26 protein-coding genes and 1 tRNA gene are annotated in these 25,666 nt (G+C 64.5%); 11 read left to right on the top strand and 16 right to left on the bottom strand.

Annotated elements, in window-relative coordinates:
* Positions 1–19: 19 nt before the first annotated feature.
* Both adh and DKB74_RS02115 read right to left on the bottom strand, forming a co-directional pair.
* Positions 20–1,540 (bottom strand): aldehyde dehydrogenase, encoded by a 1,521-nt coding sequence (adh, locus tag DKB74_RS02120; protein ID WP_109806444.1) that lies wholly within the window; start codon positions 1,538–1,540, stop codon positions 20–22.
* 139 nt (positions 1,541–1,679) lie between these two features.
* Positions 1,680–2,627 carry a GAF domain-containing protein gene (locus DKB74_RS02115; protein ID WP_109806443.1) on the bottom strand — a complete coding sequence of 316 codons (948 nt, stop codon included), beginning with the start codon at positions 2,625–2,627 and terminating at the stop codon, positions 1,680–1,682.
* Positions 2,628–2,977: 350 nt separating this feature from the next.
* Here DKB74_RS02115 and DKB74_RS02110 point away from each other — a divergent pair, with 350 nt between their 5' ends.
* The 5 genes from DKB74_RS02110 (at position 2,978) to DKB74_RS02090 (ending at position 8,634) form a co-directional block, all read left to right on the top strand.
* Positions 2,978–4,192, top strand: coding sequence for a ComEC/Rec2 family competence protein (locus DKB74_RS02110; protein WP_145960875.1), 1,215 nt, complete (start codon positions 2,978–2,980; stop codon positions 4,190–4,192).
* Positions 4,192–5,280: an endonuclease NucS domain-containing protein gene (locus DKB74_RS02105; RefSeq protein ID WP_109806441.1), complete on the top strand. Its 1,089-nt coding sequence runs from the start codon at positions 4,192–4,194 to the stop codon at positions 5,278–5,280. The genes DKB74_RS02110 and DKB74_RS02105 overlap by 1 nt, the downstream gene beginning before the upstream one ends.
* Before the next feature lie 465 nt (positions 5,281–5,745).
* On the top strand, positions 5,746–7,011 hold the full coding sequence (locus DKB74_RS02100) for a GGDEF domain-containing protein (RefSeq protein WP_161956773.1): 1,266 nt from the start codon (positions 5,746–5,748) through the stop codon (positions 7,009–7,011).
* A 130-nt stretch (positions 7,012–7,141) separates the two neighbouring features.
* On the top strand, positions 7,142–8,455 hold the full coding sequence (locus tag DKB74_RS02095) for an FAD-dependent oxidoreductase (RefSeq protein WP_109806439.1): 1,314 nt from the start codon (positions 7,142–7,144) through the stop codon (positions 8,453–8,455).
* Positions 8,456–8,557: 102 nt separating this feature from the next.
* Positions 8,558–8,634: transfer RNA gene (locus tag DKB74_RS02090), tRNA-Pro, on the top strand.
* A gap of 16 nt (positions 8,635–8,650) precedes the next feature.
* Here DKB74_RS02090 and DKB74_RS02085 read toward each other — a convergent pair.
* The 3 genes from DKB74_RS02085 to DKB74_RS02075 are packed head-to-tail and all read right to left on the bottom strand — an operon-like array spanning position 8,651 to position 11,171.
* The gene (locus DKB74_RS02085; protein ID WP_239987339.1) at positions 8,651–9,511 is read right to left on the bottom strand and encodes a type II secretion system minor pseudopilin; all 861 of its coding nucleotides are present in this window, start codon (positions 9,509–9,511) and stop codon (positions 8,651–8,653) included.
* A gap of 35 nt (positions 9,512–9,546) precedes the next feature.
* Positions 9,547–10,110: a type II secretion system protein GspJ gene (locus DKB74_RS02080; RefSeq protein WP_109806437.1), complete on the bottom strand. Its 564-nt coding sequence runs from the start codon at positions 10,108–10,110 to the stop codon at positions 9,547–9,549.
* Positions 10,107–11,171 carry an ABC transporter substrate-binding protein gene (locus DKB74_RS02075; RefSeq protein WP_239987338.1) on the bottom strand — a complete coding sequence of 355 codons (1,065 nt, stop codon included), beginning with the start codon at positions 11,169–11,171 and terminating at the stop codon, positions 10,107–10,109. Before DKB74_RS02075 ends, DKB74_RS02080 begins: the two co-directional genes overlap by 4 nt.
* Between DKB74_RS02075 and gspN the strand changes: the two genes are divergently transcribed.
* A complete protein-coding gene (gene gspN, locus DKB74_RS02070; RefSeq protein WP_239987337.1) occupies positions 11,165–11,857 on the top strand; it encodes a type II secretion system protein N in 693 nt (230 codons plus the stop codon). The genes DKB74_RS02075 and gspN overlap by 7 nt on opposite strands.
* Positions 11,858–11,913: 56 nt before the next feature.
* On the opposite strand, the gene DKB74_RS02065 is transcribed toward gspN, so the two are convergent.
* The 5 genes from DKB74_RS02065 to gspL all read right to left on the bottom strand — a co-directional run bounded on the left by DKB74_RS02065 (position 11,914) and on the right by gspL (position 16,802).
* On the bottom strand, positions 11,914–13,131 hold the full coding sequence (locus tag DKB74_RS02065) for a type II secretion system F family protein (RefSeq protein ID WP_109806435.1): 1,218 nt from the start codon (positions 13,129–13,131) through the stop codon (positions 11,914–11,916).
* A 15-nt stretch (positions 13,132–13,146) separates the two neighbouring features.
* Positions 13,147–13,545 carry a DUF421 domain-containing protein gene (locus tag DKB74_RS02060; RefSeq protein WP_239987336.1) on the bottom strand — a complete coding sequence of 133 codons (399 nt, stop codon included), beginning with the start codon at positions 13,543–13,545 and terminating at the stop codon, positions 13,147–13,149.
* A gap of 175 nt (positions 13,546–13,720) precedes the next feature.
* On the bottom strand, positions 13,721–15,217 hold the full coding sequence (gene gspE, locus DKB74_RS02055) for a type II secretion system ATPase GspE (protein WP_109806433.1): 1,497 nt from the start codon (positions 15,215–15,217) through the stop codon (positions 13,721–13,723).
* Positions 15,214–15,708: a type II secretion system protein M gene (locus DKB74_RS02050; protein ID WP_109806432.1), complete on the bottom strand. Its 495-nt coding sequence runs from the start codon at positions 15,706–15,708 to the stop codon at positions 15,214–15,216. The genes gspE and DKB74_RS02050 overlap by 4 nt, the downstream gene beginning before the upstream one ends.
* Positions 15,705–16,802: a type II secretion system protein GspL gene (gene gspL / locus DKB74_RS02045; RefSeq protein WP_239987335.1), complete on the bottom strand. Its 1,098-nt coding sequence runs from the start codon at positions 16,800–16,802 to the stop codon at positions 15,705–15,707. Before gspL ends, DKB74_RS02050 begins: the two co-directional genes overlap by 4 nt.
* 33 nt (positions 16,803–16,835) lie before the next feature.
* On the opposite strand from gspL, the gene gspG reads away from it, so the two are divergent.
* The 5 genes from gspG to gspD are packed head-to-tail and all read left to right on the top strand — an operon-like array spanning position 16,836 to position 20,990.
* The gene (gene gspG / locus DKB74_RS02040; protein WP_109806431.1) at positions 16,836–17,309 is read left to right on the top strand and encodes a type II secretion system major pseudopilin GspG; all 474 of its coding nucleotides are present in this window, start codon (positions 16,836–16,838) and stop codon (positions 17,307–17,309) included.
* On the top strand, positions 17,290–17,802 hold the full coding sequence (locus tag DKB74_RS02035) for a prepilin-type N-terminal cleavage/methylation domain-containing protein (protein ID WP_109807064.1): 513 nt from the start codon (positions 17,290–17,292) through the stop codon (positions 17,800–17,802). The genes gspG and DKB74_RS02035 overlap by 20 nt, the downstream gene beginning before the upstream one ends.
* The gene (gene gspI, locus DKB74_RS02030; RefSeq protein WP_109806430.1) at positions 17,799–18,161 is read left to right on the top strand and encodes a type II secretion system minor pseudopilin GspI; all 363 of its coding nucleotides are present in this window, start codon (positions 17,799–17,801) and stop codon (positions 18,159–18,161) included. The genes DKB74_RS02035 and gspI overlap by 4 nt, the downstream gene beginning before the upstream one ends.
* On the top strand, positions 18,158–18,919 hold the full coding sequence (locus tag DKB74_RS02025; protein WP_109806429.1) for a type II secretion system protein N: 762 nt from the start codon (positions 18,158–18,160) through the stop codon (positions 18,917–18,919). Before gspI ends, DKB74_RS02025 begins: the two co-directional genes overlap by 4 nt.
* A 10-nt stretch (positions 18,920–18,929) precedes the next feature.
* The gene (gene gspD, locus DKB74_RS02020; RefSeq protein ID WP_239987334.1) at positions 18,930–20,990 is read left to right on the top strand and encodes a type II secretion system secretin GspD; all 2,061 of its coding nucleotides are present in this window, start codon (positions 18,930–18,932) and stop codon (positions 20,988–20,990) included.
* On the opposite strand, the gene DKB74_RS02015 is transcribed toward gspD, so the two are convergent.
* Genes DKB74_RS02015 through DKB74_RS01990 form a run of 6 tightly spaced genes read right to left on the bottom strand, consistent with a single transcriptional unit; the run spans position 20,984 to position 25,662 of the window.
* Positions 20,984–21,424 (bottom strand): hypothetical protein, encoded by a 441-nt coding sequence (locus DKB74_RS02015; protein ID WP_109806428.1) that lies wholly within the window; start codon positions 21,422–21,424, stop codon positions 20,984–20,986. The two genes, gspD and DKB74_RS02015, sit on opposite strands and share 7 nt — an antisense overlap.
* Positions 21,415–21,882 carry a hypothetical protein gene (locus DKB74_RS02010; protein WP_109806427.1) on the bottom strand — a complete coding sequence of 156 codons (468 nt, stop codon included), beginning with the start codon at positions 21,880–21,882 and terminating at the stop codon, positions 21,415–21,417. The genes DKB74_RS02015 and DKB74_RS02010 overlap by 10 nt, the downstream gene beginning before the upstream one ends.
* Positions 21,879–22,421: a hypothetical protein gene (locus DKB74_RS02005; RefSeq protein ID WP_109806426.1), complete on the bottom strand. Its 543-nt coding sequence runs from the start codon at positions 22,419–22,421 to the stop codon at positions 21,879–21,881. Before DKB74_RS02005 ends, DKB74_RS02010 begins: the two co-directional genes overlap by 4 nt.
* A 44-nt stretch (positions 22,422–22,465) precedes the next feature.
* Positions 22,466–22,825, bottom strand: a complete 360-nt coding sequence (locus DKB74_RS02000) for a hypothetical protein (protein WP_109806425.1) — start codon at positions 22,823–22,825, stop codon at positions 22,466–22,468.
* 60 nt (positions 22,826–22,885) lie between these two features.
* Positions 22,886–24,193 (bottom strand): amidohydrolase family protein, encoded by a 1,308-nt coding sequence (locus DKB74_RS01995; RefSeq protein ID WP_109807062.1) that lies wholly within the window; start codon positions 24,191–24,193, stop codon positions 22,886–22,888.
* On the bottom strand, positions 24,193–25,662 hold the full coding sequence (locus DKB74_RS01990) for an amidohydrolase (RefSeq protein ID WP_239987333.1): 1,470 nt from the start codon (positions 25,660–25,662) through the stop codon (positions 24,193–24,195). Before DKB74_RS01990 ends, DKB74_RS01995 begins: the two co-directional genes overlap by 1 nt.
* Positions 25,663–25,666 lie beyond the last annotated feature (4 nt).

The following is a 25,666-nucleotide window of genomic DNA, read 5'->3' as shown; positions in this document are numbered from 1 at the left end:
GCCGCACCGCGCCGCCGCCTCAGAAGAAGCCGAGCTTCTTCGCGCTGTAGCTGACCAGCATGTTCTTGGTCTGCTGATAGTGGTCGAGCATCATGCGGTGGTTTTCGCGCCCGATGCCCGACTGCTTGTAACCGCCAAACGCCGCGTGGGCGGGATAGGCGTGGTAGCAGTTGGTCCACACGCGCCCGGCCTGGATCGCACGGCCGAAGCGATAGCAGGTGTTGGCATCCCGGCTCCACACGCCCGCGCCCAGACCATAGAGCGTGTCGTTGGCGATGCTCAGCGCCTCGTCCTGATCCTTGAAAGTCGTGACCGAGAGGACGGGCCCGAAGATCTCCTCCTGGAAGATGCGCATCCGGTTGTTGCCGCGGAACACGGTGGGTTTGACGTAGTAGCCGTCCGCGATCTCGCCCTCGAACCGCGCCGCTTCGCCGCCGGTCAGCAGCTGCGCGCCCTCCTGCTTGCCGATGTCGATATAGGAGAGGATCTTCTGCTGCTGTTCGGAGGAGGCCTGCGCGCCGATCATGGTCTCCATGTCGAGCGGATTGCCCGCCTTGATCGCTTCGACGCGCTTGATCGCCTTTTCCATGAAGCGGTCATAGATGCTCTCATGGACCAGCGCGCGGCTGGGGCAGGTGCACACCTCGCCCTGATTGAGCGCGAACATCGCAAAGCCTTCGATCGCCTTGTCGAGATAGTCGTCATCCTCGCGGCAGACGTCTTCGAAGAAGATGTTCGGGCTCTTCCCGCCCAGTTCCAGCGTCACCGGGATCAGGTTCTCGGTGGCATATTGCATGATGAGGCGGCCGGTTGTGGTCTCACCGGTAAAGGCGATCTTGGCGATCCGGCTGCTGCTGGCGAGCGGCTTGCCCGCTTCCACACCGAACCCGTTGACCACGTTGACCACTCCGGCGGGCAGCAGGTCGCCGATCAGTTCCATCAGCACCATGATCGATGCCGGGGTCTGCTCGGCGGGTTTGAGCACCACGCAATTGCCCGCCGCCAGCGCCGGGGCGAGCTTCCACACCGCCATCAGGATCGGAAAGTTCCACGGGATGATCTGGCCGACCACGCCCAGCGGCTCGTGAAAATGATAGGCGACCGTATCGTGGTCGATCTCCGAAATGCCGCCTTCCTGCGCGCGGATGCAGCCCGCGAAATAGCGGAAATGGTCGATCGCCAGCGGAATGTCGGCGGCCATCGTCTCGCGCAGCGGTTTGCCGTTGTCCCAGGTTTCGGCGACCGCCAGCTTGGCGAGATTGTCCTCCATCCGGTCGGCGATCCGGTTCAGGACCAGCGCGCGCTCGGCGACGCTGGTGCGGCCCCAGCCATCCTTCGCGGCATGGGCGGCGTCTAGCGCGGCATCGATGTCGACCGCCTGGCTGCGCGCAATCTTGCCGACCGATTTGCCGGTGATCGAGGAGATATTGTCGAAATAGCGCCCGTCCCTGGGCGCCACCCATTTGCCGCCGATGAAGTTGTCATACTTCTCTGCAAAGGGCGCGGTCATCGATGCCGCCGGATTGGTTTGCATGTCCATCAGTTCATCCTCATCAAGATCGCCGGATGCTCCGGTCTTGAGGAGGATGGTTTCGCGAAAGCGCGACGCTGAGAAGAGGCGCCCGCGCGACGCGGCGCGAAACTGTCTCGCTATCGAGACAGGTTGGAAGAACGGCTCGTCAGCCGCGCGCCAGACCGACCTTTTCCATCCGCCGATACAGCGTCGCCCGACCGATTCCGAGCGTTTTGGCAGCCTGGGTGGCATTGCCATCGGCTTGCGCCAGCGCACGTCGCAACACCGCGCGTTCCGAGTCGCGAAACGATGCCGCACTTTCGCCGCCCAGGATTTCGGCAGCGCTGCGGCACCCGGTCAGGCACGCATCGGTAAGGCTGAAGCGATGGCGCGCCGCATGCGTGGCGCCGATGACCAGATCGTCGCGATCGACCGCCAGCAATGCCGCATCGCCACCGGGAAGGTTCGCGTCGATGATGCGATGCCCTTCGTAATACCGGCGAAACACGCCGCTTTCGATCCTGCGCGCGGCATCCTGAACGATCTTCTGGACCAGCGCGCCCATCGCGGCGGTGTGATCGTCGCGGCAATTGGAGATATCCAGCGCCCCCACCAGCTGTCCCGCCGCATCCCGGACCGGCGCATCCATGCAGCTGATACCGATGTTACGGCTGGCGAAATGCTGGTCGCGGTGGATCATGACCGGCCGGCCTTCGACAAGGCAGGTCCCGATCCCGTTGGTCCCCTCGCGGCTCTCGCTCCAGACGCCGCCCGGCGTCAGCCCGACCGTGTCGAACATTGCGCGATCGCCCGCGCTGCTGCGCGCTTCGAGAATGACGCCGTCATTATCCGACAGCATTACCGCGCAACCGGTGGCCGCAACGGTCTGGAACAACTGGTCGAGCAGCGGGCGCGCCACTTCCAGCATCAATTCGTGACGCTGTCGCCGCTGCGTAAGGTCGGCGCCCGAAATCAGCTCGGGCGCCCGCGCATCGCCTGCATCGAGCCCGTGTTTGAGGCCCGATCGACACCAGCTGGCCGCGACAAACGACTTTGCGGCACTCGAGGACGAGTGCAACACCGCCTCCACGGAATCTTCGTGCTGGGCTGCCATCCCCCCAGCCTAATCCATTTCACGCCGGTTGACGAGTTTCGGGACAGCAAGGTCCGGATCTCGCAACGGTCAGCAAAAATTACACGCGCTCAGCAGGCGTACAGGCGCTAGATATGTGGCGGCGATGTGATTGCCGGGAACTGGGCCGTCAGCGGTAGGTCCGCTTTGCGGTTCTGGGCCGCAGAAAGTAGCCACTTTTATCCCAGAGTCGTTAGAGACCAAAAGAACGAAAGGCGCGTTGATAGCAGGCTGCTTTTGCTGTGAGCAGTCCGAGGCCGTTACCAGTGGATCGGTCAGAAGATTTGCAGTCTGATCAATGCGATCACATGCCTGTGCGGCGGAGGTTGAGCATGATGAACGTGACAATGATCCAGCACCCCGTCGGCCAAGGTGGGTTGATGAGCGGGCTTCTCGAAACTCAAGGGGGAAGCCTGCATTGGGCCTACGATTGCGGGTCTAACCAGACCCACGCACGCGACCGTGAGATTGCGATTGTCGCCGCGCAGGGTGACTTGCAATTGCTCTTCCTGTCTCATCTGGACAGCGATCACGTCAACGGGATCGACAGCCTGCTGGCGAAAGCCCGCGTGGAGGAGGTCGTGTTGCCTTACCTTCGCGACATCGACCGGATCGTTGCCGTAGCGCATGATGCCGCAATGGGGGCGCTGACAGGTGGATTTCTAACCTTTCTGGATGACATCGAGGGCTGGTTTCGCGAGCGTGGCGTTGAGCGGATCACGTTTATCGAGCCGAGGGACGACGACGATGAAGGCGGTGATGGCCCTTTCATTCCTGAAGTTGGCGATGGCGGAGGTGATGGACCAATAAAATCCAAATGGGTTGGCAAGCCTGTCGCTCCACCCGACGGTGACGGGACTGCCCATTATCCGGAAAATCCAACGGTGCAGCGGCTGGAGGACGGGGCAACATTGCATCTTTGGGCGGGCCAACCGTTGGACTGGATATTGTCTCCCCACGCGCACAGACCGTCGAAATCAGCGTTGGCCGCCTTCGAAGCGGAACTCATCAAGCGCTTTCGCGGGAAGCACTCCGATGCAGACTTTCTGCAAGTCATCTTGGCGGACCAGAGACTGAGAACCGAGCTCAAAGAGTGTTACGACGTGATCTGGAAGGATCATAATCTGGTTTCGATGGCCTTGTATGCTGGACCGGTTAAGAGCGGCGCCTGGTTTTCCTGGACTGACCGTCACTACCGATTTTCGCGGTTCTCGCGTCAACGCCATCGTGGCGCAGTAGGCTGGCTCTGCACGGGTGATATGCATTTGGACGTCTTTCGACGCCGAGATGCCTTCATCCAGCACTATCGCCGCCTTCTAGACAAAGTGAACGTCTTTGCTCTGCCTCACCATGGTTCACGCGCAAACTTCAGCCTTACGCTCTTCAGTGCATTGCCAAATGCCTCCCAATTCGCCGCCGCCGCCGGACCCAATAGCTACGATCATCCATCAGAGTACGTGATCCGCGCGGTACAGGCAGAAGGCAGGACTTTCGTTCATGTGAGCGAGCATTCGCACACTGCCTTGGAATGGAGGCAACACACCTAATGCCCCAACGTACCGCTCTTTGGACAGTCTCCGATCAGCCATCCTCGCTTCCCGAAGCGACGTTTCCCTCCGAGCGTCTGCTCGAGGATATGATCATTGCTGCCCCTCGCATTCTCTCCGACGAATGGATGCTTATAGGGCGTCAGGAGCGGACGGTGACGGGAAGGCTCGACCTTCTAGCAGTTGCCCCAGATGGTGCACTCGTTCTCATCGAACTCAAACGCGATCGGACACCCCGAGAGGTGGTAGCTCAGGCGCTAGACTATGCATGCTGGGTCGAAGATCTGGAAGCTGATGACATCGCCGCGATCTATGATCGCTTCGCACCAGGCCGGGACCTGGCGGCCGATTTCCGCGCTCGCTTTGGACAGGCACTCGATGAGGACGAACTCAACCAAAGCCATCAGGTTGTCATCGTCGCAACGCATCTCGACGAAAGTAGCGAGAGGATCGTGCGCTATCTCGGTGACAAGGGGATCGCCATCAATGTTCTTTGCTTCCAGGTGTTCGATCATGGCGGGCAGCAACTGCTGAGCAGAACTTGGCTGGTCGATCCGGTCCACACGCAGGTCAGCGCTTCTACGCCGACTTCGCGAGGTCCGAGGGAGCGTGAGCCTTGGAACGGGCAGTTCTATGCCTGCTTTGGCCATAGTGAGACGCGCGATTGGTCTGAAGGGCGAAAGTACGGCTTCATCAGTGGCGGCGGCGGGACGTGGTATAGCAATACCCTCAACCTACTCTCTCCGGGCGACCACGTCTGGGTGAAGGCACCTGGCTACGGCTTTGTGGGCGTGGGCGAAGTTGTAGGTCCACGTGAACCGATAACCGAGTTCAAGATTGATGTTGACGGCGTGGAGCAACCGGCGGCGGATGTTTTGCGAGGGGGCACGTACCATCGGGAGGCTATCGAGGACCCCGAACGCATGGAGTATTTCGTCCCAGTCAAATGGCTCCGCTCGGTTCCGATCGAAGCCGCGATCAATGAGATCGGCATGTTCGGGAACCAGAACACCGTTTGCAAGCCCACAACACCAAAATGGCGCACCACAGTCGAACGCCTTAGAGAACGTTGGAATCTGTACAACTGACTTGGTCCTGTTTGCGAGGTGCAGCATTTTGTTGTTAGCCGTTAAAACAAATCCGCAGTCCCTCCTGCGTGCTCAGCTAGGAGGGGCGCGCCCTTTATTGAGGTAATAGAAATTTTCCGAGCAATGTCCCGTTTTGGGTTCGTCGAAATTTGACGGGAACGTCAGAAACTAGGGCGCAAACCCGCCGCCTCCCAACCCCTGTCCTACAACAAATGTTTCTGATACGTTCCACCCCGATGTTTCCCCCGACCCCGCGCCCGATCCTCTCGCGCGCGCATGTGCGGGCGTGCGCACGCGCGTTGGGGTGCGAACCGGTGCGAACTTTGCACGTAAAATTGCGGTTTTCGGGTTAGGTCGCTCCGTCCCGCCCCCTGGCCCGGCTGCGCTGCCGCCCGGTTGCTCCGGCGCATTCCTAACCTCGCCATATACGGAGTCTTAACGCTGTTTCATCAGAATGCGTCGATGATGTTGCCGCAATCGAATTCCGAGCTTGAAACGCTTCAGCGTCGGCTCGACTGGTTCCCGCGGCTGGTGATGTTGGCGGCGGTCCTGCTGATCCTGTTCCGCCTCACCGGACTGCTCGTCTATGGCCCGCTCGACGCCACGCTGATCTGGTTCGAATTCACCACTGTCATCGCCATCGTGATATGCGTCGCCATTGCCAAACCGATGGGTCAGCGGCTGGTGAATGCACGCACCCTGGCTGCACAATACGCCGATCGCCAGCGCCGCGATGTCGAACAGCTGCTCCAGATGACCAACATGCTGCAGAGCGCGCGCGGAGCGGGCGACGCCTATACCGTGCTTCGGGCGACGGCGGAAAACCTGCTCGATGGCTTTGGCGGCGGCCTCTATGTCTTCAACAATTCGCGCGACCGGCTGGAAATGACCATTTGCTGGAGCTGGCCCGACGAATCGCCGCTTTCCCCTGCGCTATCGCCGGAAAGCTGCTGGGCGCTGAAACGCGGCAAGCACCACCTCAATCACGAAGGGCGCGGCACCATTTGTTGCGAACACCATCATTCGCACCTGCCCGTGCTCGAAATCCCGATGCTGGCCCATGGCGAAATTCAGGGCCTGCTGAAGCTGACGCCGCCGGACAGTCAGGACATTTCGGCGCTGAAAAGAATCGAAGCGACTGCCGAGGCGCTGGCCGATGCGATGTCGCTCGCCGTGTCGAGCATCCGGCTGCGCGAAACGCTGCGGCATCAGGCGCTGCGCGATCCGCTGACCGGCCTCTACAATCGCCGCTATATGCAGGATGCGCTCGAACGGCTTTCTGCCGTCGCCGATCGCACGCGCAGTTCGCTGTCGATCATCATGGTCGATCTCGATCATTTCAAGAAACTCAACGACGAACATGGCCATGCCACCGGCGATGCCGTGCTGCGCGACGCGGCCAGCGCGCTGATCGCATCGCTCCGCAGCAGCGATGTCGCCTGCCGCTATGGCGGCGAAGAGCTGGTGGTGCTGCTGCCCGATTGCAGCCTCAGCCAGGCGACCGAAAAGGCCGAGGCTATGCGCGAACGGATCGAAACCCTTTCCGCGCGCTATGACGCGTCGATCTCCGCATCCTTTGGCGTGGCGGCGATTCCGGAAACGCACCGCACGCCCGAAGACGCTCTGAAATCCGCCGACGAAGCGCTGTATCAGGCCAAGGAGGCGGGCCGGAACCGCGTCGTCGCCGCGTCGATCACCGGCCGCCCCGCATCGCTGATGGCCGCCGAATAACATTGCGCCACCGGAGCGCGGCTCGGACCCCGCTCACCGTTGCGGCAATACGGACCGGCGCCTTTCCGGCGGTATCGCTTGCCCTCTTTCGAATGGCGGCTAGGCTGCGCGCAGATTCGAGGAGAGGCGCATGCGCCATATCGCAGTAATCGGTTCGGGCCCGGCAGGCTATTACACCGCCGAAGCATGTCAGAAGGCGTTTGGCGAGGATTGCCGCATCGATGTGATCGACCGGTTGCCGGTTCCCTTCGGCCTGATCCGCACCGGCGTCGCGCCCGATCATCAATCGATCAAGAATGTCTCGCGCCGCTATGAAGCCGTCGCGCTGACCGACAATGTCCGCTTCGTCGGCAATGTCAGCGTGGGTCAGGACATCACCGTCGCCGAGCTGCAGGATCTGTATGACGCCGTGGTGCTTGCCACCGGCGCCCCGGCGGATCGCACGATCGACATCCCGGGCAGCGATCTGCCCGGCGTGGTCGGGTCGGCGGCCTTTGTCGGCTGGTATAACGGCCATCCCGATCATGCCGACCTCGCCCCCGCCCTGCACGGCCCCGGCGCGGTCGTGATCGGCAACGGCAATGTCGCACTCGATGTCGCGCGCATCCTGGCCAAGGCCGAAAGCGAATTTGACGGGTCGGACATCGTCCAGCACGCGCTGACCGCATTGCGCGCGGCGAAGATCGATACCATCACCCTTCTCGGTCGTCGCGGACCGCATCAGATCGCAATGACGCCCAAGGAACTGGGCGAGCTCGGCAATCTTTCCCGCGCCACCCCGGTGGTCGATCCCGCCGATTTTCCGCCGGTGGAAAGCGACGACGCGCTCGATCCCGGTCAGCGCAAATCGGTCAGCCATCTGCGCGGCTATGCGGCGACGGGCGCGGCTTCGGACAAGCCGATCCGCATCATCTTCGATTTCTTCGCCCGCCCGGTCGAAATTCGCGGGCAAGGCCAGGTCGACAGCGTCGTCGTCGAACGCACCCGCCTGACGGCAGACGGACGTGCCGAGGGTAGTGGTGAAACCTATGAAATTCCCGCCGGGCTGGTGGTCAGTTGCATCGGCTATCGCACGCCTGCGATTCCCGGCGTGCCCTATGACGAGAAACAGGGTCGCTTCGCCAATGACGAAGGGCGGATCGCGCCGGGCCTTTATGCGGTCGGCTGGGCGCGGCGCGGACCGACCGGCACGATCGGCACCAACAAGCCCGATGGCTATGCCATTGCCGAAAAGATCGGCGAGGACCTGACCGGCGGAAGCGGCAAGCCCGGACGACCGGGCCTCGATTCGCTGCTTGCCGCACGCGGCATCGATGTCGTCACCTTTCGCGACTGGCAAAAGATCGACACCGCCGAAATCGCCGCTGCCCGGGACGGCGCCCCGCGTGAGAAATTCACGCGAATCGACGCGATGCTGGCCGCAAGAGGCGCCGCTGCCGACTAACCAGCACGAACCGCTTGCGCACCGCCCCGCGCACCGTTATAGGCGCCGCTCCAAGCTCAAGCCGGTTCGCTCCCGAAAGCGAAAAGAGGACCGGTTCTCCGTCGGGGAGTAGCTCAGCCTGGTAGAGCACTGTCTTCGGGAGGCAGGGGCCGGAGGTTCGAATCCTCTCTTCCCGACCATTTTCCTTTTTCGCTTTCAGCGCACGTCCGCGGCGGCGGAAAACTGCGGTGCATCGGGCGGGATCGCCGCACCGCGCCAGCGCTCGACCGGCACCGCCTCGACCTTCCCCGCCTCGGTCCTGCGCCGGCGAATCAGAGTCGCTTCCTGCTGGCTGGTCCCGCCGATCGTCGCACGGGTGCGGACCCAGAAACTATCCGAAGCGAAGGATGCGCCGCGCGGCATCTCGACTTGCAACCGCTCAAGATCCGCGTCGGTAAGAAACCCCTGCCGGTCGCGGATCGCCAGCAGCTGCCCGGCGATGGCACCATCGCGAAACAATAATCCGATCAGCGCGGGATCGGCGGCATTGAGATTGATCGTCGTCTCACCCGGCAGCGCGGTCACCAGCCGTTCGAGCACCGCCGCCGCCTTCGGATCGACGCCCGCCATGCGCAGCGGGCGCAGATCGGTAACCGGTCCCGTCGCCACGATCAGTTCGATCAGCCGCTGCGCCTGTTCGGGCGTAACACCGGCATAGGCGGCGATATTGCGGAACAGGATAACCGGCGCCACCGCGCCGCTGCGCACCATATTGATATTGAACCGGCCCTGCGCGTCGGCGATGGCCAGGTCGAAACTGCCGCCTTCGATCGGCGCGCCGCTTTCGGAAAGATGTGCCCAGGCCTCTTTGCGGTGATCGGCGGCAACGTGCTGTTCCTCGGCATCGCGGCGCAGCGCGACCAGCGCCGACAATTCTCCGCCGCGGACAATCGCGAGCGCGCGCGATGCCTCCCGCATTCGCAAGCCGCGATCGAGCGCCAGTTCCTCGCGGCTGACGAGCAGCAATACCAGTGCCGCGGCGATCGCGACGAACATCAGCACGTTGACAAGGATCATACCTTCCTCGCGATCGGCCTTACGGCGCCGGTGCGTCATTCGCCGCGCCCCGCATCTTCCGCGACCCGGGCAGGCAAGGTTACGATCCGGCGCAGCGTGCCGCTGCCCGGTCCCTGCCCCGCGAGTTGCAGGTCGACCGACACGGCACGCGGCCAATCCTGGGCATGATCCGCGTCGAGCGGCCAGCTGTCGTGCCATTCGCCGTCCCAATATCGCCAGCGCACCGCAGTGACGCCCGGCAACAGCAATTGCGGCATGCCGCCGATGGTGCGCACCAGCGTATCGCCGCTGAGGCTATAGCCGAGCGTCACCGGCGCACCGCCCATCCCCGGTGCCGCCCGCGTAAAGCGGATCCCCGTCGCATCGCCGGCGATCGGGCCGCGTGCGATCTGGTCAAGATCGTCCGTAACGACATAGGTCGTACGCTGAAGCTGTGTCAGCCGGTCCAGCCGCACTTCGGTGCGCCGCTGCACGCCCAATATGCCGTCGACCATCGCAAGGCCCGCTACCGCGATCAGCGCGAACAGGCCCAGCGAGATCATCACTTCGATCAGCGTGAAGCCCGACTCGCGCCCGGCTCCGCGCGGATAGGCGTTCATGCTCCCGAACTCGCCGCCACTTTTTCAAAGCCGTCATGCGATGCCAGCAATATCGCAAAGTCGCGCGCCACGCTGCCGTCGGTGCGGAACCGCACCGCGCCGGTGACGCAGCGAAACCCCTGGCTGGCGAGCAGACCTTCGCCGCTCAACGCATCGCGCTGGCGAAGCGCGTGACAGATGCTGGCGGCGTCATAGGCAAGCGCGGTGATCGTCCCGGCACTGCCGCCGTTGCGCGCTTCATATTCGGTCGCGAAATCGCCGAACCTTTCCGGATCCGGGCCGGCGATCCAGGCGCCGTCGAGCGCTTCCAGCGCGTCGGGACGATTGTCGATCGCCTGCACCGTGCCGAGCAACTGAATTCCCGAACCGCGCAACCGCCGCGCGACCGCGAGCATCGGTTCGCCGCTGCCGGGAAGCAGCACGGCATCGGGGGCGTCTTCCGGCGCGAAGGAAAGCGCCCCGGATGAAGGCTGAACCACCGCGACGCGCATCCCCAGCTCGGATTCCATCCGCCCCGCCTCGACCGCCGAAGCGGCACTCCAGGGCGTCCCGTCATCGACGATAGCGACGGAGCGCACCCCGCGACCGCGCGCATAGCGCAGGATCGCGCTGGTCACCTGAGACGGGGTTATTCCGAAAACCCAGCTGCCCGGCGCGCGTTGAACCGCGTCGTTGGTAAAGGATATGATCGGCACGCGCCCATTCACCGTGCCGGAGACTGCGGGCACTTCGGGCCCGGTAAGCGGCCCCAGGATCGCACCGGGGTTGCGACGCAGCGCCTGTGCCGCCGCCGCCGCCGCGCCTTCGGCTGTCCCACCCGTGTCATATGCCTGTACCATGTCGGCACTTTCGGCGAGCAACGCCGCCTGCCGCATGCTAAGCCCCAGCGCCGCATGCTGGCCGGTGAGCGGAAGCAGCAATGCCAGCGGTCGTCGGTCCTCGCGACCTGCCGCGAATGAGGGGAGTGATGCCAATGCCGCAGATGCTGCGATTCCCGATCCTGTCGCGCGCAGCAGCCGGCGCCGGTTCAACGGCACATCCAGGCGAAGGTTCAGTGGCACGTCGCTCTATTATCCTGTTCGCTGTGCTCGGCATAGTCTCCTATGCCGTGGCAATGCTGGTCACCATGCCGGCAAGCGTGGTGTTCAAGAACCATGTCTGGCGCACCGGCGTGTCGGGCAGTTTGTGGTCCGGCGAAGTGGGCATTGCGGGCGGCAGCACGCTGCGCTGGCACTTCGCGCCGCTGCGCTCGCTGACCAGCCTGGGCTTCGCTGCCGACTGGACCGCCACCGGACCCGGCACCGATCTGGGCGGGCGCATGCTGATGCGACCGGGCCGTGTCGTGCTCGATCAGGTGAGCGGTTCGGCGCATGCCAGCCTGTTGCAACTGGCGGGCGCCAGCCTGCCCTTTAGCTGCGATTTCACGATGCAGGTGAAGATGGATCGCATCGCGATCGGCGGTTCGGATCAGCGGATTCAGGGAACCGCCATCACCGATCCGGGCAGTTGCCGGGGTCAGCGCAGCGCAGCACCCGCAAGCCCGGTCCCCGCGCTCTATTTCGATGCGCAGGCGATCGGAAATGAATCGCGACTTCGCCTCACCCCGGCTACGCAGCGGCGCAACGCGCTGATCTCGGCAGTGTTGCAGGACGACGGCAGCATGAAAATCACTGCCACGCCCGAGGGCGCGAGCACCCTGCCCTTTCTGGGCATCCCGCCCGGTGCGACGATCGAGACGCAATTCTGATCCGACCCGATCAGCCCGTCGGCATGCAGCCCGGGTGATCGTAGCGAGCCGGATCCTCACATCGTCACCAGATCGTTGAGGTTGATGATCGGCAACAGGATTGCCAGCACCATCATCAGCACCAGCCCGCCCATCACGAGCAGCACAAGCGGTTCGGCGAGCGCAACCAGAGTCGAGACCTGCGCGTCGAGTTCGCGCTCAAGCTCGCCCGAAGCCCGGGACAATGCAGGTGCGAGCTTGCCGCTCGCTTCGCCCGATGCGACGATCGCAGTCAGCATCGTCGGGAATACGCCCGATTCCTGCATCGCCGCGCGCAGGCTCATCCCTTCGCGCACCCGCATCGCGACGCCGAGCGTTTTTTCACGGACATGATGGTTGGGCGTGACCGCTGCCGCCGCCTGAAGCGCCTCGACCAACGGCACCGCGCTGCCGACAAGCGTCGCGAGGCTGCCGGCAAAGCGCGCGGCATTGAGCTGGCGCGAAAAGCGTCGCAGCGGCGATTTTTCGTTGAACAGCCGATGCAGCGTCAGCTTGTTCTTCGGCACGCGCGACCAGCGACCCACGACCAACGCCGCAACCGCGATACCAAGCAGCAGCCACAGCCCGAAATTCTGAAGAAACCAGCTGATCGCGATCAGCGCGCGCGTCAGGAACGGCAGGTCCGCGCCGCGGCTGACGAACACCCGCACGATATCGGGAACGACATAGACGAGCAGCAGCACCATCATGCCGAACGAAACCGTCGCGAGCAGCGCCGGATAGAGCAATGCCAGCTGAAGCTTCTGGCCATTGGCCTGTCGATTTTCGACGAATTGGGCGAGATGTTCGAGCACGCCGGGCAGCTTGCCCGACGCCTCTCCCGCCGCGACCGAAGCGCGGTAGAATTCGGGGAATGCCCGGGGATGCTGACCGAGCGCCACTGCAAAGCTGCGCCCGTCGAGGATTGCCGCGCGCACATCGAGCAGCAGGCTGCTGACGGCAGGCTGTTCGGACTGGGTGGCGACCAGCCGCAGCGCCTCTTCGACCGAAATGTCAGAACCGACCAGCGTCGCAATCTGCCGCGTCAGCGTGGCGAGGTTACGCGAACTGACACCGCGCCCGCGCAAGCTGGGCAGCACTATGCCACGGCTGCGCTGCGCGGCGGCCTCGACCGATACCGGCAACAATCCCTGTTCGCGCAGCGACGCGCGCGCGGCCGCCGGACTGACCGCCTCGATCACTCCCTTTTTCGAAGCGCCCGATTTATCGGCGGCGCGATAGGCATAGGCCGGCATCGACGCTCCCCATTGTCAGCAGGTTCGGACGTTTTCGAGCAGCAGCGGATCGCATTGATCGCCGTGCAGCACCGAAATATCGCCGGTGGTTTCCAGCACGACCGCATGCACGCGCGACAGGTCGAGTGCGTTGGCCTCGCGCAGCTTTGCGATGATGTCGCTGCGGGCCACGCGCGATTTGCGCATCGCCGTTTCGTCAAACTCGCCATGCCGCATCAGCAGCAACGGTTCGTTGCCGAGCGCCTTTTCCGCAGTTTTCGAATAGCGCCGCAATTGGGCGAGCAACGCCTGTGCGCCAAGCAGCAGCACGATTGCGACCAGCGCCTGGACAAAAGCGTTCCAGCCGCTCGCCGAAGCCGCCGTCGCGACCAGCGAACCCACCGCCAGCGTGACGACGAAATCGAACGCCGTCATCTTCGAAAAAGCCCGCAGCCCGACGCATCGAACGACCAGAACGATCCACGTCAGAGCCAGAAGCGCAAGCAAGGCGCCGCGCAATGCGGATTCGGGGAGTGGTGCAAGATCAAACATATAGCGGCTATGCACGCTTTCGCGACGGCAATGAACCGGGCAGATGGTATGCCATCTCTTACCCTTCGTCCCTGACGACGCGGGCGACTTCCTCGACCGTGGTCGTGCCATCGCGGATCTTGGCGATGCCATCGTCGAGCAGGCTGGGATTATCGGCGTGCGCATGGCGCTCGAGTTCGGCTTCGCTTGCGCCGTCATGGATCATCGACTGGAATTTCTCGTCGACGGCGATGACTTCGTAAATGCCTGCGCGACCGCGATAGCCATCGCCATGGCATTGGTCGCAACCGACTGCGCGCCACAGCTGCCTGCCCGGCTTGATCGCGCCGCCCAGAAGCACCGCATCGGCTTCGGTTGCTTCGTCCTTGCGGCGGCATTCGGGGCAGAGGCGACGGACGAGCCGCTGGGCACAGAGCCCCACCACCATCGGCGCGAGCAGGTAACGCTCGACGCCCATGTCGATCAGGCGCGTCACCGATCCGACCGCGCTGTTGGTGTGCAGCGTCGACAGGACGAAATGCCCGGTCATCGCCGATCGGACGGCAACCTGCGCGGTTTCATGGTCGCGGATTTCGCCGACCATGATCACATCGGGGTCCTGACGCAGGATCGCGCGCAGCCCCCGCGCGAATGTCATGTCGGTGCGCGGATTGACTTGCGTCTGCGCGACGCCGGCAAGTTCATATTCGATCGGATCCTCGACCGTCATCACATTGCGCTTGCGATCGTTGAGCCGGGTAAGCGCGGTATAGAGCGTGGTCGTCTTGCCCGAGCCGGTGGGGCCAGTGACCAGCAATATGCCGTGCGGGCGTTCGAGCAGGCGACCGAAGACCTCGCGGTCGCGTTCACTCATGCCCAGGCCGCCGAGTTCCAGCTTCATGCTGCCGCGTTCGAGCAGGCGCAGGACAACGCGCTCGCCATGCTGGGTCGGAATGGTCGACACGCGCGCATCGACATCATGGCCGCCGATGCGCAGCGTGACGCGCCCATCCTGCGGCACACGCTTTTCGGCAATGTCGAGCTTCGCCATCACCTTGATACGGCTGACGAGCAACGGCGCCAGCGCGCGCGGCGGCTCGATCATGTCGCGCAGCACGCCATCGACGCGGAAGCGGACGATCAGCCGCTTTTCCTGCGTTTCGATATGCACGTCCGACGCGCCTTCCTTGATCGCTTCGAGCAGCAGCGCGTTGATCAGCCGGATGACCGGCGCATCGTCGCGCGTGTCGAGCAAGTCGTCGATCGTCGCGGCGCTGTCGGCAAGCGCGGCAAGGTCCATATCGCCAAGGTCGATATCCGAAGAGCCGCCGCCAACGCCCGAATAGGCCGCGGCGAGCGCGGCGGAGAAGGCGTCTTCCGCAACCGATATGAACCGCACCCCGGGCGCAACGCGCTGTACTTCGAGCAGCGCATCGAGCGTGGCATCCGGGCGGTGGACGCATTCGGGGCCGCCGTCCGCGCCAGAGCGCAGCAACACCCCCTGCCTGCGCGCAAAGCCATAAGGGAGCGCGCGCGGTTCCGCGCCGTCGCCGGAAAGGGGCAGCGTTTCGTTCATTGCGCGAATTCCGCAGTGACACTGACCTGCCCCGGCGCGGCGCCGCGTTTCATGTCGAGGCGCGTCAGGTTCAGGCTGCTGCCGGTCGCGAGATCGGCGATCCAGGCGAGGATATCGTCATACTTCGCCTGCACGATTTCGACACGGGCGCCTTCGGGCGTTTGCGCGACTGCAGCGTCGATGCCGAAACGCTGCGCCGACGCCGTCAATATATCGGTTGTCGCCCCCGCCTGAATCGCGGGGGGCGGGGTTGCGGAAAGCGTTCCGGCGGCGCGGATGCGCGCGTTGAGGGTTTCATAGGTGCGGATTTGCTGCATCGCATCGGCGCGGGCGGCCTGAAGCGGCTTTACGATGCCATAAATGACGATGAGCGCAGCAAGGAACAGTCCCAGCCCACCGACCATCCAGCGCTCGCGATTGCTCAGGCCATCCCACCACGTCCCGATGCGGGCGAAGGTCGGTTCGATCGCAGAGATAGGCAACCGGCTCATGCGGCGCGCGCAGTGATGCGGATCGTGCCATCGGCCGCCTGTGCGACATTGGCGGAGACACCGGCGGAACGCAGCGCCGTTTCAATGCGCGCCGCCATTCCGGCCTCGGCAGGGGCGAAATCCATCGTCAGTATATCCGCCTGAAATGCCATTGCCTGCATGGTGAGCCCCCCGCCGACCGGTGCGAGCGCACCGGAAATGCGCGACAGCATCGGCAGAAAACTCTGCGGCACGGCGCGCGTACCAGTCACCGGCAGCATGTCGGCAACGGCGCCTGCCACATCGTCGCCCAGCGCAGTCCCCGGCGCCATCTGCGCCACCAGCGCCCGGGTTTCGGCCTCGCGGCGATCCGCGATCACATGGAGCATCAGCGTATCGCCCAGCGCGATCACGACATGCGCCGCCACACCGATTGCGAGGATCAGCGCCGCGCGACGCCAGAAACGGCCGCCTGCCCCGCCGCGCGCAAATGCGCCCTGCCGCAGATCGAGCGCGGGTCTGGCAAGCTGTGCAACCATCGCTTCGCGGTCGATCGTCCCCTGTCGAACGGGCTGCATCGCTTCGGGAATCGGTTCGCCGCTATGGACAATGGCCGGGCGTCGAGCCGCTTCCCAGGCGGCCCCGAGCAGCCCGACGGGACAGGCAAAGCCGCCTTCATCGGTGCGCACCACCGCGCGTCCGTCGTCGATATCGATCCACCATTCGCCCGGTGACACCGGCGGCAACGCAAGCGCGTCGGGCACCATCGCGGCATGGCCAAGGCCATGTTCGTGCGCGATCGCGACCCAGCGTTCCATCACCTCGCGGCGCACGACACCGACCAGATAGCGTTTGTCGCCGACCGATTCGCCGAGCGCGAGATGCACCTTGTCGAGCGGATCGGCGATTCGGTCTTCGATCGCGAAGGGCAATGCCTCGCGCCGTTTCGCTGGCGAGGCGAGCGGCAGATCGACCGCCAGCATTCGCACCGATTCGGCAGGCACCAGCAAGGTTGCAGGCCCCTCGGGCTCGACTATGCTGGGCACGCCGCCGGCAAGGCTCCACACGCCGTCGGCACGACCCGGCACCGCTGAAACCGCTTTGTCGGATGTCATCATATTTTCATCGACCGAACGCATGGGACAGCGATGCGCATAGTTTTCCAACAATTTTGTGACAGCCTGACAGCCGCACGCATTGTCCGCAAGGATTCGCCGTCGGGGGAAGATGGACTGACACTCGTCGAAATGCTGGTCGTGCTGGTGATCATCGCGATCGTCGGCAGCATCATCGCGATGAATGTCATGGGCCGGCCGGATCAGGCGCGCGTCACCACCACCAAAGCCAATATGACCACGGTGTCGGCGGCACTGAAGATGTACCGGATCGACAACGGCATGCTCCCGACCACGCAGCAGGGATTGCAGGCGCTTGTCGAAAAACCCGCGACGCCGCCGGTGCCGCCCGCATGGGCGGACGGCGGCTATCTTTCCTCCCCCGCGCTCGACGGATGGGAACGCCCCTTCCTCTATACCAATGAAGGATCGCGGTTCACGCTCAAGTCGCTCGGTCGCGACGGCAAGCCCGGTGGCGAAGGCGTCGATGCCGATATCGAAGGCTGAACCCGCCCGGCTTTCCAATCGACCGAGCGGCAACGTGCCCGTGCGTGAGCGCGGGCTTACGCTGATCGAAATGCTGATCGTGCTGGCGATTATCGGCGTCGCGGCGGGTGCCGTATCGCTGGGTATCGGCAGCGTCACGCGCGCGCCCAATGTCGAAACCGAGGCGCGGCGGCTGGCGACCCAGCTTCAGGCGGCGGCGGACGATGCGATGCTGGGCGATCATATGATCGCCTTCACTGTCGAGAAACATGGCTACGGCTTTGCCGATTACGGCTCCGACGGTCTGGTAGCGCGGACCGGTGGGGCATTTGGCTTTCACGAACTGCCCGGCGGGATCGTGATGACGCTGAACGTCAAACCGCCGGTGGTGCTGGGCGTCGATGGTGCGGGACAGCCGTTGCTGGCCACGATCGAAAGCGGCGATCAGCGTTGGCGCGTGACGTTCGACGGTCTGACGGCGACTGCAATACCTGCGGCGCTGTCCGGGTCATGAGCGCGGGGCCCGAACATTCCGGCTTTTCGCTGATCGAGGCGCTGGTCGCGCTGTCGGTCCTGGCAATCGCGGCGGTAGGGCTCACGCGAACCGTGGAATCGCACATCGATTCGACCCGCGCGCTGGAACGGCGCGCCACGGCGATGTGGGTTGCCGAAAACCGGCTCGCCGAACTGTCGCTCGGCGCGCGCGGCATGCCCGGGCTAGTGGAGATGCTCAACCAGCAGTGGCTGGTGACCGAAAAACGCGAACCCACCGACGATCGCGCAATCGAGCGCGTACGGATTGCCGTGCGCGCTCCGGGCGAAGAAGCGCCGCTTGCAACGCTCGATGGCTTCGTTGAAGCACAGCGTCGATGAGTCCGCGAATCGCCCTTTCCCCGCGTCAGGCGCGCACGACACTCGATCTGCTGACCGGCGCGGTCGTCATTTCGGTCGCCTTCGCACTTGCCGGACTGACCTGGCGGATCGCCGGGCATGCGGGCACCGGAGCGATCACGGTTCCCACGGGCATGGCTGCCCCGGCGACCGACATCGCACCCGCCCTGGCACTGGCTCCGTTCGGCAAGGCAAGTGTCGAAGCGCTGCAGCGCACATCGCTGCCGCTCGAACTCAAGGGCGTGGTCGCGGCTGTCCCGGCATCGCTTTCGACCGCCTTCATTTCGGTCGAAGGCGGACCGGTCGAGAGTTTCGGGGTCGGCGCACGCGTGAGCCAGGGCACGATCCGCAGCATCCTGCGCGACCGGGTGGTGATCGAAAATGCCGGACGGATCGAGGCTCTGACCTTCCCTGATCCGACGCTTTCGCCCGAGCAGCGTCAGGCACAAGGCGCACAGGAGCCGCAAGGCGGCGCGGCAGCCGCGCCCGCGCAGCCCGCCAATGCGGCCAGCCTGTTACAGCGTTTCGACGCGACGCCGGGAGCGGACGGCCTGCATATCGGCGACAGCCCGCCGCCCGGGCTGATGCCCGGCGACGTCATCGAATCGATCAACGGCGCGGCGCTCAACGATCCCGCTGCCGCAGCCGCCGCGATTCAGGCGGCACAGGCCAATGGTAACGCCAGCGTCACAGTGATCCGCCAAGGTAACCGGCTGACCGTCACCATGCCTCTCCGCTAGGGAAATTTCCGTGCATTCGATTCGCATCTCCACGCATTTCCTGGCGGCCATGGGCATGTTGCTGACGCCCCCCGCAACCGTGATGGCACAAACCGTGCCGATGCAGGACGCGGCGGACATCGTCATCAACATGCGCGGCGTGGAAATCGCGGATGTTGCGGAACAGATTTCGCGGATCACCGGGCGAACGCTGATCCTCGACCCTGCGGTCAAAGGCGTGGTGACCGTCACCTCTGCCCAGCCGCTGACGCGTGCGGGGGTATGGGAGCTGTTCCAGTCGGTGCTGCGCGCCAACGGATTCGCGGCGGTGCGTTCGGGCCGTGCATGGCGGATCGTGCCGCAGGCGAACGCCGTGCGCGACGGCGGCGCCCCGACCCGCAGCACCGCAGGGCAGGAACTGACGACGCGGATGATCCGCCTGTCCAATGTGCCCGCCGGAGAGGCTGCGCGTGTCGTCCGGCCGCTGGTCGCCAATTTCGGCAGCGTCGAACCGCTGACCAGTCCCAACGCCATCGTCGTCACCGATTATGCCGACAATGTCCGGCGGATCGAAGCCATCGTACGCCAGCTCGACGGCGATGGCGGCTCCAGCTTTGCGACGATATCCTTGCGCTATGGCAATGCCGCCCAGGTGGCTGAATCGCTGCAGAATGTGATGGGCGGCGGCAACGGCGAACAGACGGTCGGCGCCACGCGGATTGCCGCCGACACGCGCAGCAACGTCGTGATCGTGCGCGGCACGCCCGCCGCAGTGGCGGAGGCACGCCGCATCGCCGCATCGCTCGACGAACCGGGTGGCGCGACCCCGGTGACGCGCGTCTTTCGCCTTTCCTATGCCGATGCCGAAAGCGTGACAGAGGTGCTGCGCGGCACGCTGGGCATCGAATCCGAAGCGACCAATCCGGTGGCGCGCAGCCTGTCGGGCAATGGTTCGGCACGGATCAGCCCGACGCGCGCGCTTTCCAACCTTACTTCAGCCACCGGCGCCGATACCAACGGCATGGATACCGCCACGCAAGCCGGTTCGGGCCAGATTTCCGCGACGCGCACCGAAACGCCCGCCGGCTTTTCGACGCCCGACGTGACCGTGCAGCCCGCGCCGGACATCAACGCCATCGTCGTGCGCGGCACCCCCGCGATGATGGCCACTATCGAGGAGTTGCTGGCCGAGCTCGATGTGCGTCGTCCGCAGGTGCTGATCGAAGCGGCGATTGCCGAAATCACCGGCGACGATGCGGAATCGCTCGCGGTGCAGCTGGGAACCAGCGGCGCGGTGCTCGATGATATCGAAGGCGCCGGCACGTCGTTCAGCACGCCCGGCCCCTCGCTCGGCACGATCCTGTCTCTGCTGGGCGTGCCGGCCGGCCGGCTTCTGGGCGACGGCTTTAGCGGCAATGTGGCGATCGGCGACGATTTCTCGATCCTGGTACAGGCGCTGGCGACCTCGACGCGCGCCAATCTGCTTTCGACGCCGCAGATCACGGTGGTCGACAATGGCATGGGCGAATTCGTCGCGGCACAGGAAGTGCCGTTCGTAACCGGATCGATCCTGACCAGCGATTCCGGTGCGACGCCCTATACCACGATCGAACGCAAGGATGTCGGCATCACGCTGCGCGTGCTGCCGCGGATCAACGCGGGCGACACGATCCGGCTCGACGTGACGCAGGAAGCCTCGTCAATCTCTCCCGTACAACTGAGCAGCGCCTCCGACATCATCACCAACAAACGATCGGTGACGACGACGGTACTGGCCGACAATGGCAGCACGATCGTGCTCGGCGGTCTGACGTCCGACAATTATCAGCAGGTGATTTCGGCGGTCCCGATCCTGGGCCAGATCCCGATCATCGGCGAGCTTTTCCGGTCGCGACAGGAAAGCCACGACAAACGGACGCTGTTCATTTTCCTGAAGCCCACCATTTTGCGCAATGGCGAGGATGCTTCGGCAGCGGCGGCGGATCGCTATGCCCGGCTGCGCGCCGAAGAGCAGGAAAATCGCGAGCATCATTCGATGCTGCTGCGCCCACCCGCCCCGCGACTGAAAGTCGAAATCGACGGGATTTACTGAGGCGGTTCTTCGGCTCGCGACACGTCGTCGGTTGCGATCGCGACGCGGATCTGACGCCCGCCGCGCGTGAACGACGCCGCATCGATCGCGAGCGCATCGAGCCGCCAGCCATCGACGCTTTCGCCAATCCCTATCGTTCGGCTCGATCCATCGGCCAGCCGGACCAGCGCAACCGCCCCGTCGCCCAGCCGCCCGACAATGCCGATCAGATCGGGCGCGTCGGCGGGAAGCGCATCATCGCCCGCCGCCGCAAACAAGGTGCGCGAATACAGCGCGCCAAATGCACCGGGACGCTCCAGCGACAAGGGGCCTGCAATCTCCCGGTCGCCAGCCACTGGCGTGTCTTCGCCACGCGCGAGAAACAATGGCGCTGCAAGCCCGAACAGGGTCATGCCTGCAACTGCGATCCAGAGCGGGCCTGTTTTCACTGCCATGCCGTCACCGCGATGCCGGAAAAACGCAGACCGCCGCCCTCGCCCGGCGCGATCTCCCAGCTACGAAAGCGTATCATCGGTGGTTCCCGGGAAATGCCGTCGACAAAGGCGATGATGGACTTTTCCGAACCCGATAGTTGCACCGCGACCGCAGCCAGCCCCTGCGGTGCGCGGCGCAGTGCGATTTGTTCCACCAGCAAACCATTGGCCATTGCCGCGCTGCGCAGCCGCTTTGCGATGGCACGCGCCGCCGCCCCGGCGTCATTCTGCGGCGCGCGCCAGGGCGGCGCGACAAGCGACAGCGGCCGGACTTCCGGTTCAGCGAGCTGGGCAGTCAGGCGGGCATGTTCGGTTCGCGCGCGCGACAGGCGATCAAGCGCATGCAGCGCCTGAGGCACAGCCAGAGCGGCGACAATCAGCCCGCCGGCGACGCCGAACAGCAACGGCGAAGGCTTCATCGCGATGGCCCGGCCAGCGACACGATCACCATGCCATCGCTCGATCGCTGCCCGACCGCTTTCAGCTGCGCAAGCAATGGATGCCTGCGCAGCGTCGCCAGCAACATGTCCGGATCGGGCGTAGCGATATCGACTTCCAGAACACCCTCATGCGCGCGCGCGAGCCGAAGCACATTGGCATTGGCGGGAACCGCGCGAGCCAGCGCATCGATCGTCGCGGCCAGTCCGGGCGTTTGCGCAAGCAGCGCGATCTCGCGCCGGCTGACCCGATTGCGCGCCTTGCTTTCGGCACGCGGGGCAAGCTGCGCGCGCAGCGACTGATTGGAACGTTCGATCGACGCGCCGGAAATTGCGGCGCTGAGCCACAGCGCCAACGGTCCGGCTGCTATCGCCAGACCCGCCAACACAGCAAAACGCCAATCGGGCCGCTCCGCACGCAACGCTCCGTCCGGCGAACGTCGCGCCCGCAGCCCGGCGAGCAGCTGGCTCACCAGGCTTTCGCGCCGGGGCGCGGGTTCGGAATCGGGCCAGAGCTCCATGCAGCGGCGCTTAGCCCAATTCCGGTCTCAGCGGTATCGCAGCCTTAGTTGCGGCTGACGGTATAGGCCGTCCCGTCGGCGGTGAAAGACACCAGATGCTGCGTCCCGTCGGTGCAGGTCGCACGCCAGGTCGGAAGGCCATCGCGATCCGAAACGCGTTCGGATTCGGTCACGCCCTGGCATTGCAGCCCGGCGTCGATCAGCGCGCGGACCAGCACGACATTGCGCGTATTGTCGTTCATTTCGATAATGGCGGATTGCACATTGGTCGCCATGCCATTGTCGATCGCATCATTGGCCACTGCAGCGTTTTCCGACGGCAGGGTGTTGGTTTCCGGCGATTCCCCGCAGCCCCCGAGCGTCAGTGCAGCGGCGGCGGTGGCGGCGAATATCCAGCGTGTCATGTCTTCACTCCCAAATAGCCGCATGCGCATATGCACGATGCGGCGCGACTCCTAACCTGTTCAACGGCGATAGGCGTTCGGAAGTTGCCCGTCCGGCGGAGTCAGATACCGGTCGCGCAGCAATTGCTGGCGCGTTTCCAGCGGCTGGGCGACCCCGTCGATATAGACGGCAACGGCCGTGCTGCCGATTTCCAGCGGATCGCCGTCCCAGATCACCACATCGCCATGGCGCCCGGGCTGCAGCGAACCGAACCGGTCGCCCATGCCCAGCGCTTCGGCCGGGCCGGACGTGATCGCGGCAAATGCATGGCCCCAGTCGAGCCCGGTGGCGCCGGACACGCGCGACAGGCCGACCAGATTGCCCGCATATTGCTTTACCCAGCGCGCCTGATGGCTCTCGTCATTGTTGATCGTGCCGATCGCGACGGTAACGCCCGCCGCCTGCATTCGGCCGATATTCGACTGAGTCGAGGCAAGGCTTTCGAACGAGGAAGGAAGGTCGGCCAATGGCTTGGCGATTACCGGCACTCCGGCTGCCGCGATCTGCGGCGCGACGGTCCAGCCCTCGGTCGCGCCCACCAGCACGAGCTTGAGGCGCGGAAATTCCTCGCGCAGGCCCAGGATCACCAGAATGTCCGAACCGCGCTCGACATGGACCATCAGCGGCACCTTGCCCTGCACCACCGGCACCAGCGCCGCGGCGTCGAGCCGGGTCAGAAAGGCGTCGGGCCCGCGATCGGCAAAGCTTGCCGGGTTGCGGGCATAATCCTGCGCTTCCATCAACGCATTGCGCAGAAAGGCATAGGCCGCCGGGCGGCTGCCACCGGCTTCGCGCGAGCCGGCTTCGCCATATTCCATGAACTGGAATGCGCGCGGGACAGTGACGGCGTCCATATCGGCGCCAAGGTCGATGATCGCCCCCTGCCCCGCGAACATGCTGCTGCCAGTATCCGGAGCGACCACGGCGCGCGTGATCCCCTCGGCACGGTTGAGCGCGAGCGACGACGTGCGCGGATTGACCGCCGGCGCCACGTCGATCGCGGCGTGGAACGGCGAATCCCCTGCGGCAGCGTCGTTCGTCTGGCTGACGCCGGAAACTTCGACGATGCCCAGCCGCGTGAAGCCGGCGAAGATGCCCGGCGTTACCCATTTGCCGCCGGCATCGATGGTTTCCATCCCCGCCGGCACGGCAATCCCCTGTCCCGCAGCGACCACGCGACCGCCACGAACGATGACGGTACCGCCCTCGATGGGGCCGTCACCGGTGCCGATCACCAGCTTTGCGTTGACGATAGCCACATCCTGCGCGGCAGCGGGAGCGAGCGGCGCGGCGGCGATGGCCGCAGCCGCGAAAAGAAGACGCCGGATCAATTGAAATTCCCCCCGCCCGGCTGGCCGAGCTCGAAATCGGACACCGGCCTGCGGCTCGGGTCGTTCATGTCATACATCAGCGCGCCGTCGATCCAGACGCGTTCGGGCCGCGTGTACACGCTGAACGGATTGCCGTTCCACAGCACGATGTCGGCCATCTTTCCGGGCTTCAGGCTGCCGGTCTTGTCGGCGATGCCCAGCACGCGCGCCGGATTGATCGCCGCCCAGGTCCAGGCCTGTTCCTCGGAAATATCGATACCCGCACGCCTGCCGGCGGCGCGCGCCTTGGCGACTTCCTGATTGAGGCGCTGGATGCCGTTTTCGTCGTCCGAATGGATCAGCGCGCACGCGCCCTGATTTTCCAGGATCGCCAGATTGGCGTCGGTTTCGTCATAGGCTTCCATCTTGAAGCCCCACCAGTCCGCCCAGACGGCGGCGCAGGTGTCGTTTTCCTTGAGGAGATCGGCGATTTTATACGCTTCCACGGCATGATGGAACGCCGTCACATGATATCCGAATTCCTTGGCCATATCCATGACCACGGCCATTTCATCGGCGCGATAACAATGGTTCTGGACCAGGATTTCGCCGTCGAGCACGCCGCGCAGCGTATCCATCGCAATATCGCGCGACGGCGGACTGTCGCCGCCTTCCTGCTCATATTTGTCCCATTTGCGATCATATTCGACCGCGCGCGCCCAGGTTTCGCGATCGACAGCGATATTGCCCATCCGCGTCGACGGCATTCGCCCGCGGCTGCCATAGACGCGCTTGGGATTTTCGCCGCACGCCATTTTGAGGCCATAGGGCGCGCCGGGGAACTTCATCCCCTGCACCGTGCGCGCATAGACATTCTTTACCGTGACCGAACGCCCGCCCATCAAATTGGCGGAGCCCGGCAGAATCTGAAGCGTGGTGACCCCGCCATTGACCAGCGCGCGCGCAAAGCCCGGATCCTGTGGCCACACGCTATGCTCGGCCCAGACTTCGGGCGTCGTCGGGCTGGTCGCTTCATTGCCGTCGGAAAGCGCGGCGACCGATGGCGAGGGATAATCGCCCAGATGACTATGCACATCGATGATGCCGGGCGTCAGATATTTGCCCGTCCCGTCGATCACGGTCACGCCGGGTTCGGCGGCGATATCGGTGCCGACCGCCACGATCACGCCGTCACGAAACAGGATCGACCCGTTTTCGATCCGCCCACCCTCGCCATCGAAGATCGTCACATTGGTCACCAGCGTGGGCGCGCCGGGATAGCGATGATAGGTGGAGGGATAGGGATCGCGCGAATAACGCTGCACGTCCTTGGCCGATGAAGACGAAGCGGTCGTGCTGCCCGCACTCTGAGTTCCGCCACCGTCCGGCGTGCATGCCATCAGCGTGGCCGCCGCGCCGATCGCGATCGTCATTCGCAACAAGATCAGATCTCCCCACACGCCCCCGTCGGTGGGAGCCCCGGACATTGTC

Source organism: Stakelama portus, assembly GCF_003171655.1.
GTDB classification, from domain to species: Bacteria; Pseudomonadota; Alphaproteobacteria; order Sphingomonadales; family Sphingomonadaceae; genus Sphingomonas; species Sphingomonas portus.
The sequence above is the reverse complement of the archived record's forward strand: the minus strand, read 5'-3'. Positions and strand labels throughout refer to the sequence as shown.

Coding starts and splice junctions, on each gene's coding strand:
- adh (WP_109806444.1), bottom strand. CDS start 1,540: ATGGACATGCAAACCAATCCGGCGGCATCGATGACCGCGCCCTTTGCA.
- DKB74_RS02115 (WP_109806443.1), bottom strand. CDS start 2,627: ATGGCAGCCCAGCACGAAGATTCCGTGGAGGCGGTGTTGCACTCGTCC.
- DKB74_RS02110 (WP_145960875.1), top strand. CDS start 2,978: ATGATGAACGTGACAATGATCCAGCACCCCGTCGGCCAAGGTGGGTTG.
- DKB74_RS02105 (WP_109806441.1), top strand. CDS start 4,192: ATGCCCCAACGTACCGCTCTTTGGACAGTCTCCGATCAGCCATCCTCG.
- DKB74_RS02100 (WP_161956773.1), top strand. CDS start 5,746: ATGTTGCCGCAATCGAATTCCGAGCTTGAAACGCTTCAGCGTCGGCTC.
- DKB74_RS02095 (WP_109806439.1), top strand. CDS start 7,142: ATGCGCCATATCGCAGTAATCGGTTCGGGCCCGGCAGGCTATTACACC.
- DKB74_RS02085 (WP_239987339.1), bottom strand. CDS start 9,511: ATGATCCTTGTCAACGTGCTGATGTTCGTCGCGATCGCCGCGGCACTG.
- DKB74_RS02080 (WP_109806437.1), bottom strand. CDS start 10,110: ATGAACGCCTATCCGCGCGGAGCCGGGCGCGAGTCGGGCTTCACGCTG.
- DKB74_RS02065 (WP_109806435.1), bottom strand. CDS start 13,131: ATGCCGGCCTATGCCTATCGCGCCGCCGATAAATCGGGCGCTTCGAAA.
- DKB74_RS02060 (WP_239987336.1), bottom strand. CDS start 13,545: ATGACGGCGTTCGATTTCGTCGTCACGCTGGCGGTGGGTTCGCTGGTC.
- gspE (WP_109806433.1), bottom strand. CDS start 15,217: ATGAACGAAACGCTGCCCCTTTCCGGCGACGGCGCGGAACCGCGCGCG.
- DKB74_RS02050 (WP_109806432.1), bottom strand. CDS start 15,708: ATGAGCCGGTTGCCTATCTCTGCGATCGAACCGACCTTCGCCCGCATC.
- gspL (WP_239987335.1), bottom strand. CDS start 16,802: ATGACATCCGACAAAGCGGTTTCAGCGGTGCCGGGTCGTGCCGACGGC.
- gspG (WP_109806431.1), top strand. CDS start 16,836: ATGCGCATAGTTTTCCAACAATTTTGTGACAGCCTGACAGCCGCACGC.
- DKB74_RS02035 (WP_109807064.1), top strand. CDS start 17,290: ATGCCGATATCGAAGGCTGAACCCGCCCGGCTTTCCAATCGACCGAGC.
- gspI (WP_109806430.1), top strand. CDS start 17,799: ATGAGCGCGGGGCCCGAACATTCCGGCTTTTCGCTGATCGAGGCGCTG.
- DKB74_RS02025 (WP_109806429.1), top strand. CDS start 18,158: ATGAGTCCGCGAATCGCCCTTTCCCCGCGTCAGGCGCGCACGACACTC.
- DKB74_RS02015 (WP_109806428.1), bottom strand. CDS start 21,424: ATGGCAGTGAAAACAGGCCCGCTCTGGATCGCAGTTGCAGGCATGACC.
- DKB74_RS02010 (WP_109806427.1), bottom strand. CDS start 21,882: ATGAAGCCTTCGCCGTTGCTGTTCGGCGTCGCCGGCGGGCTGATTGTC.
- DKB74_RS02005 (WP_109806426.1), bottom strand. CDS start 22,421: ATGGAGCTCTGGCCCGATTCCGAACCCGCGCCCCGGCGCGAAAGCCTG.
- DKB74_RS02000 (WP_109806425.1), bottom strand. CDS start 22,825: ATGACACGCTGGATATTCGCCGCCACCGCCGCCGCTGCACTGACGCTC.
- DKB74_RS01990 (WP_239987333.1), bottom strand. CDS start 25,662: ATGTCCGGGGCTCCCACCGACGGGGGCGTGTGGGGAGATCTGATCTTG.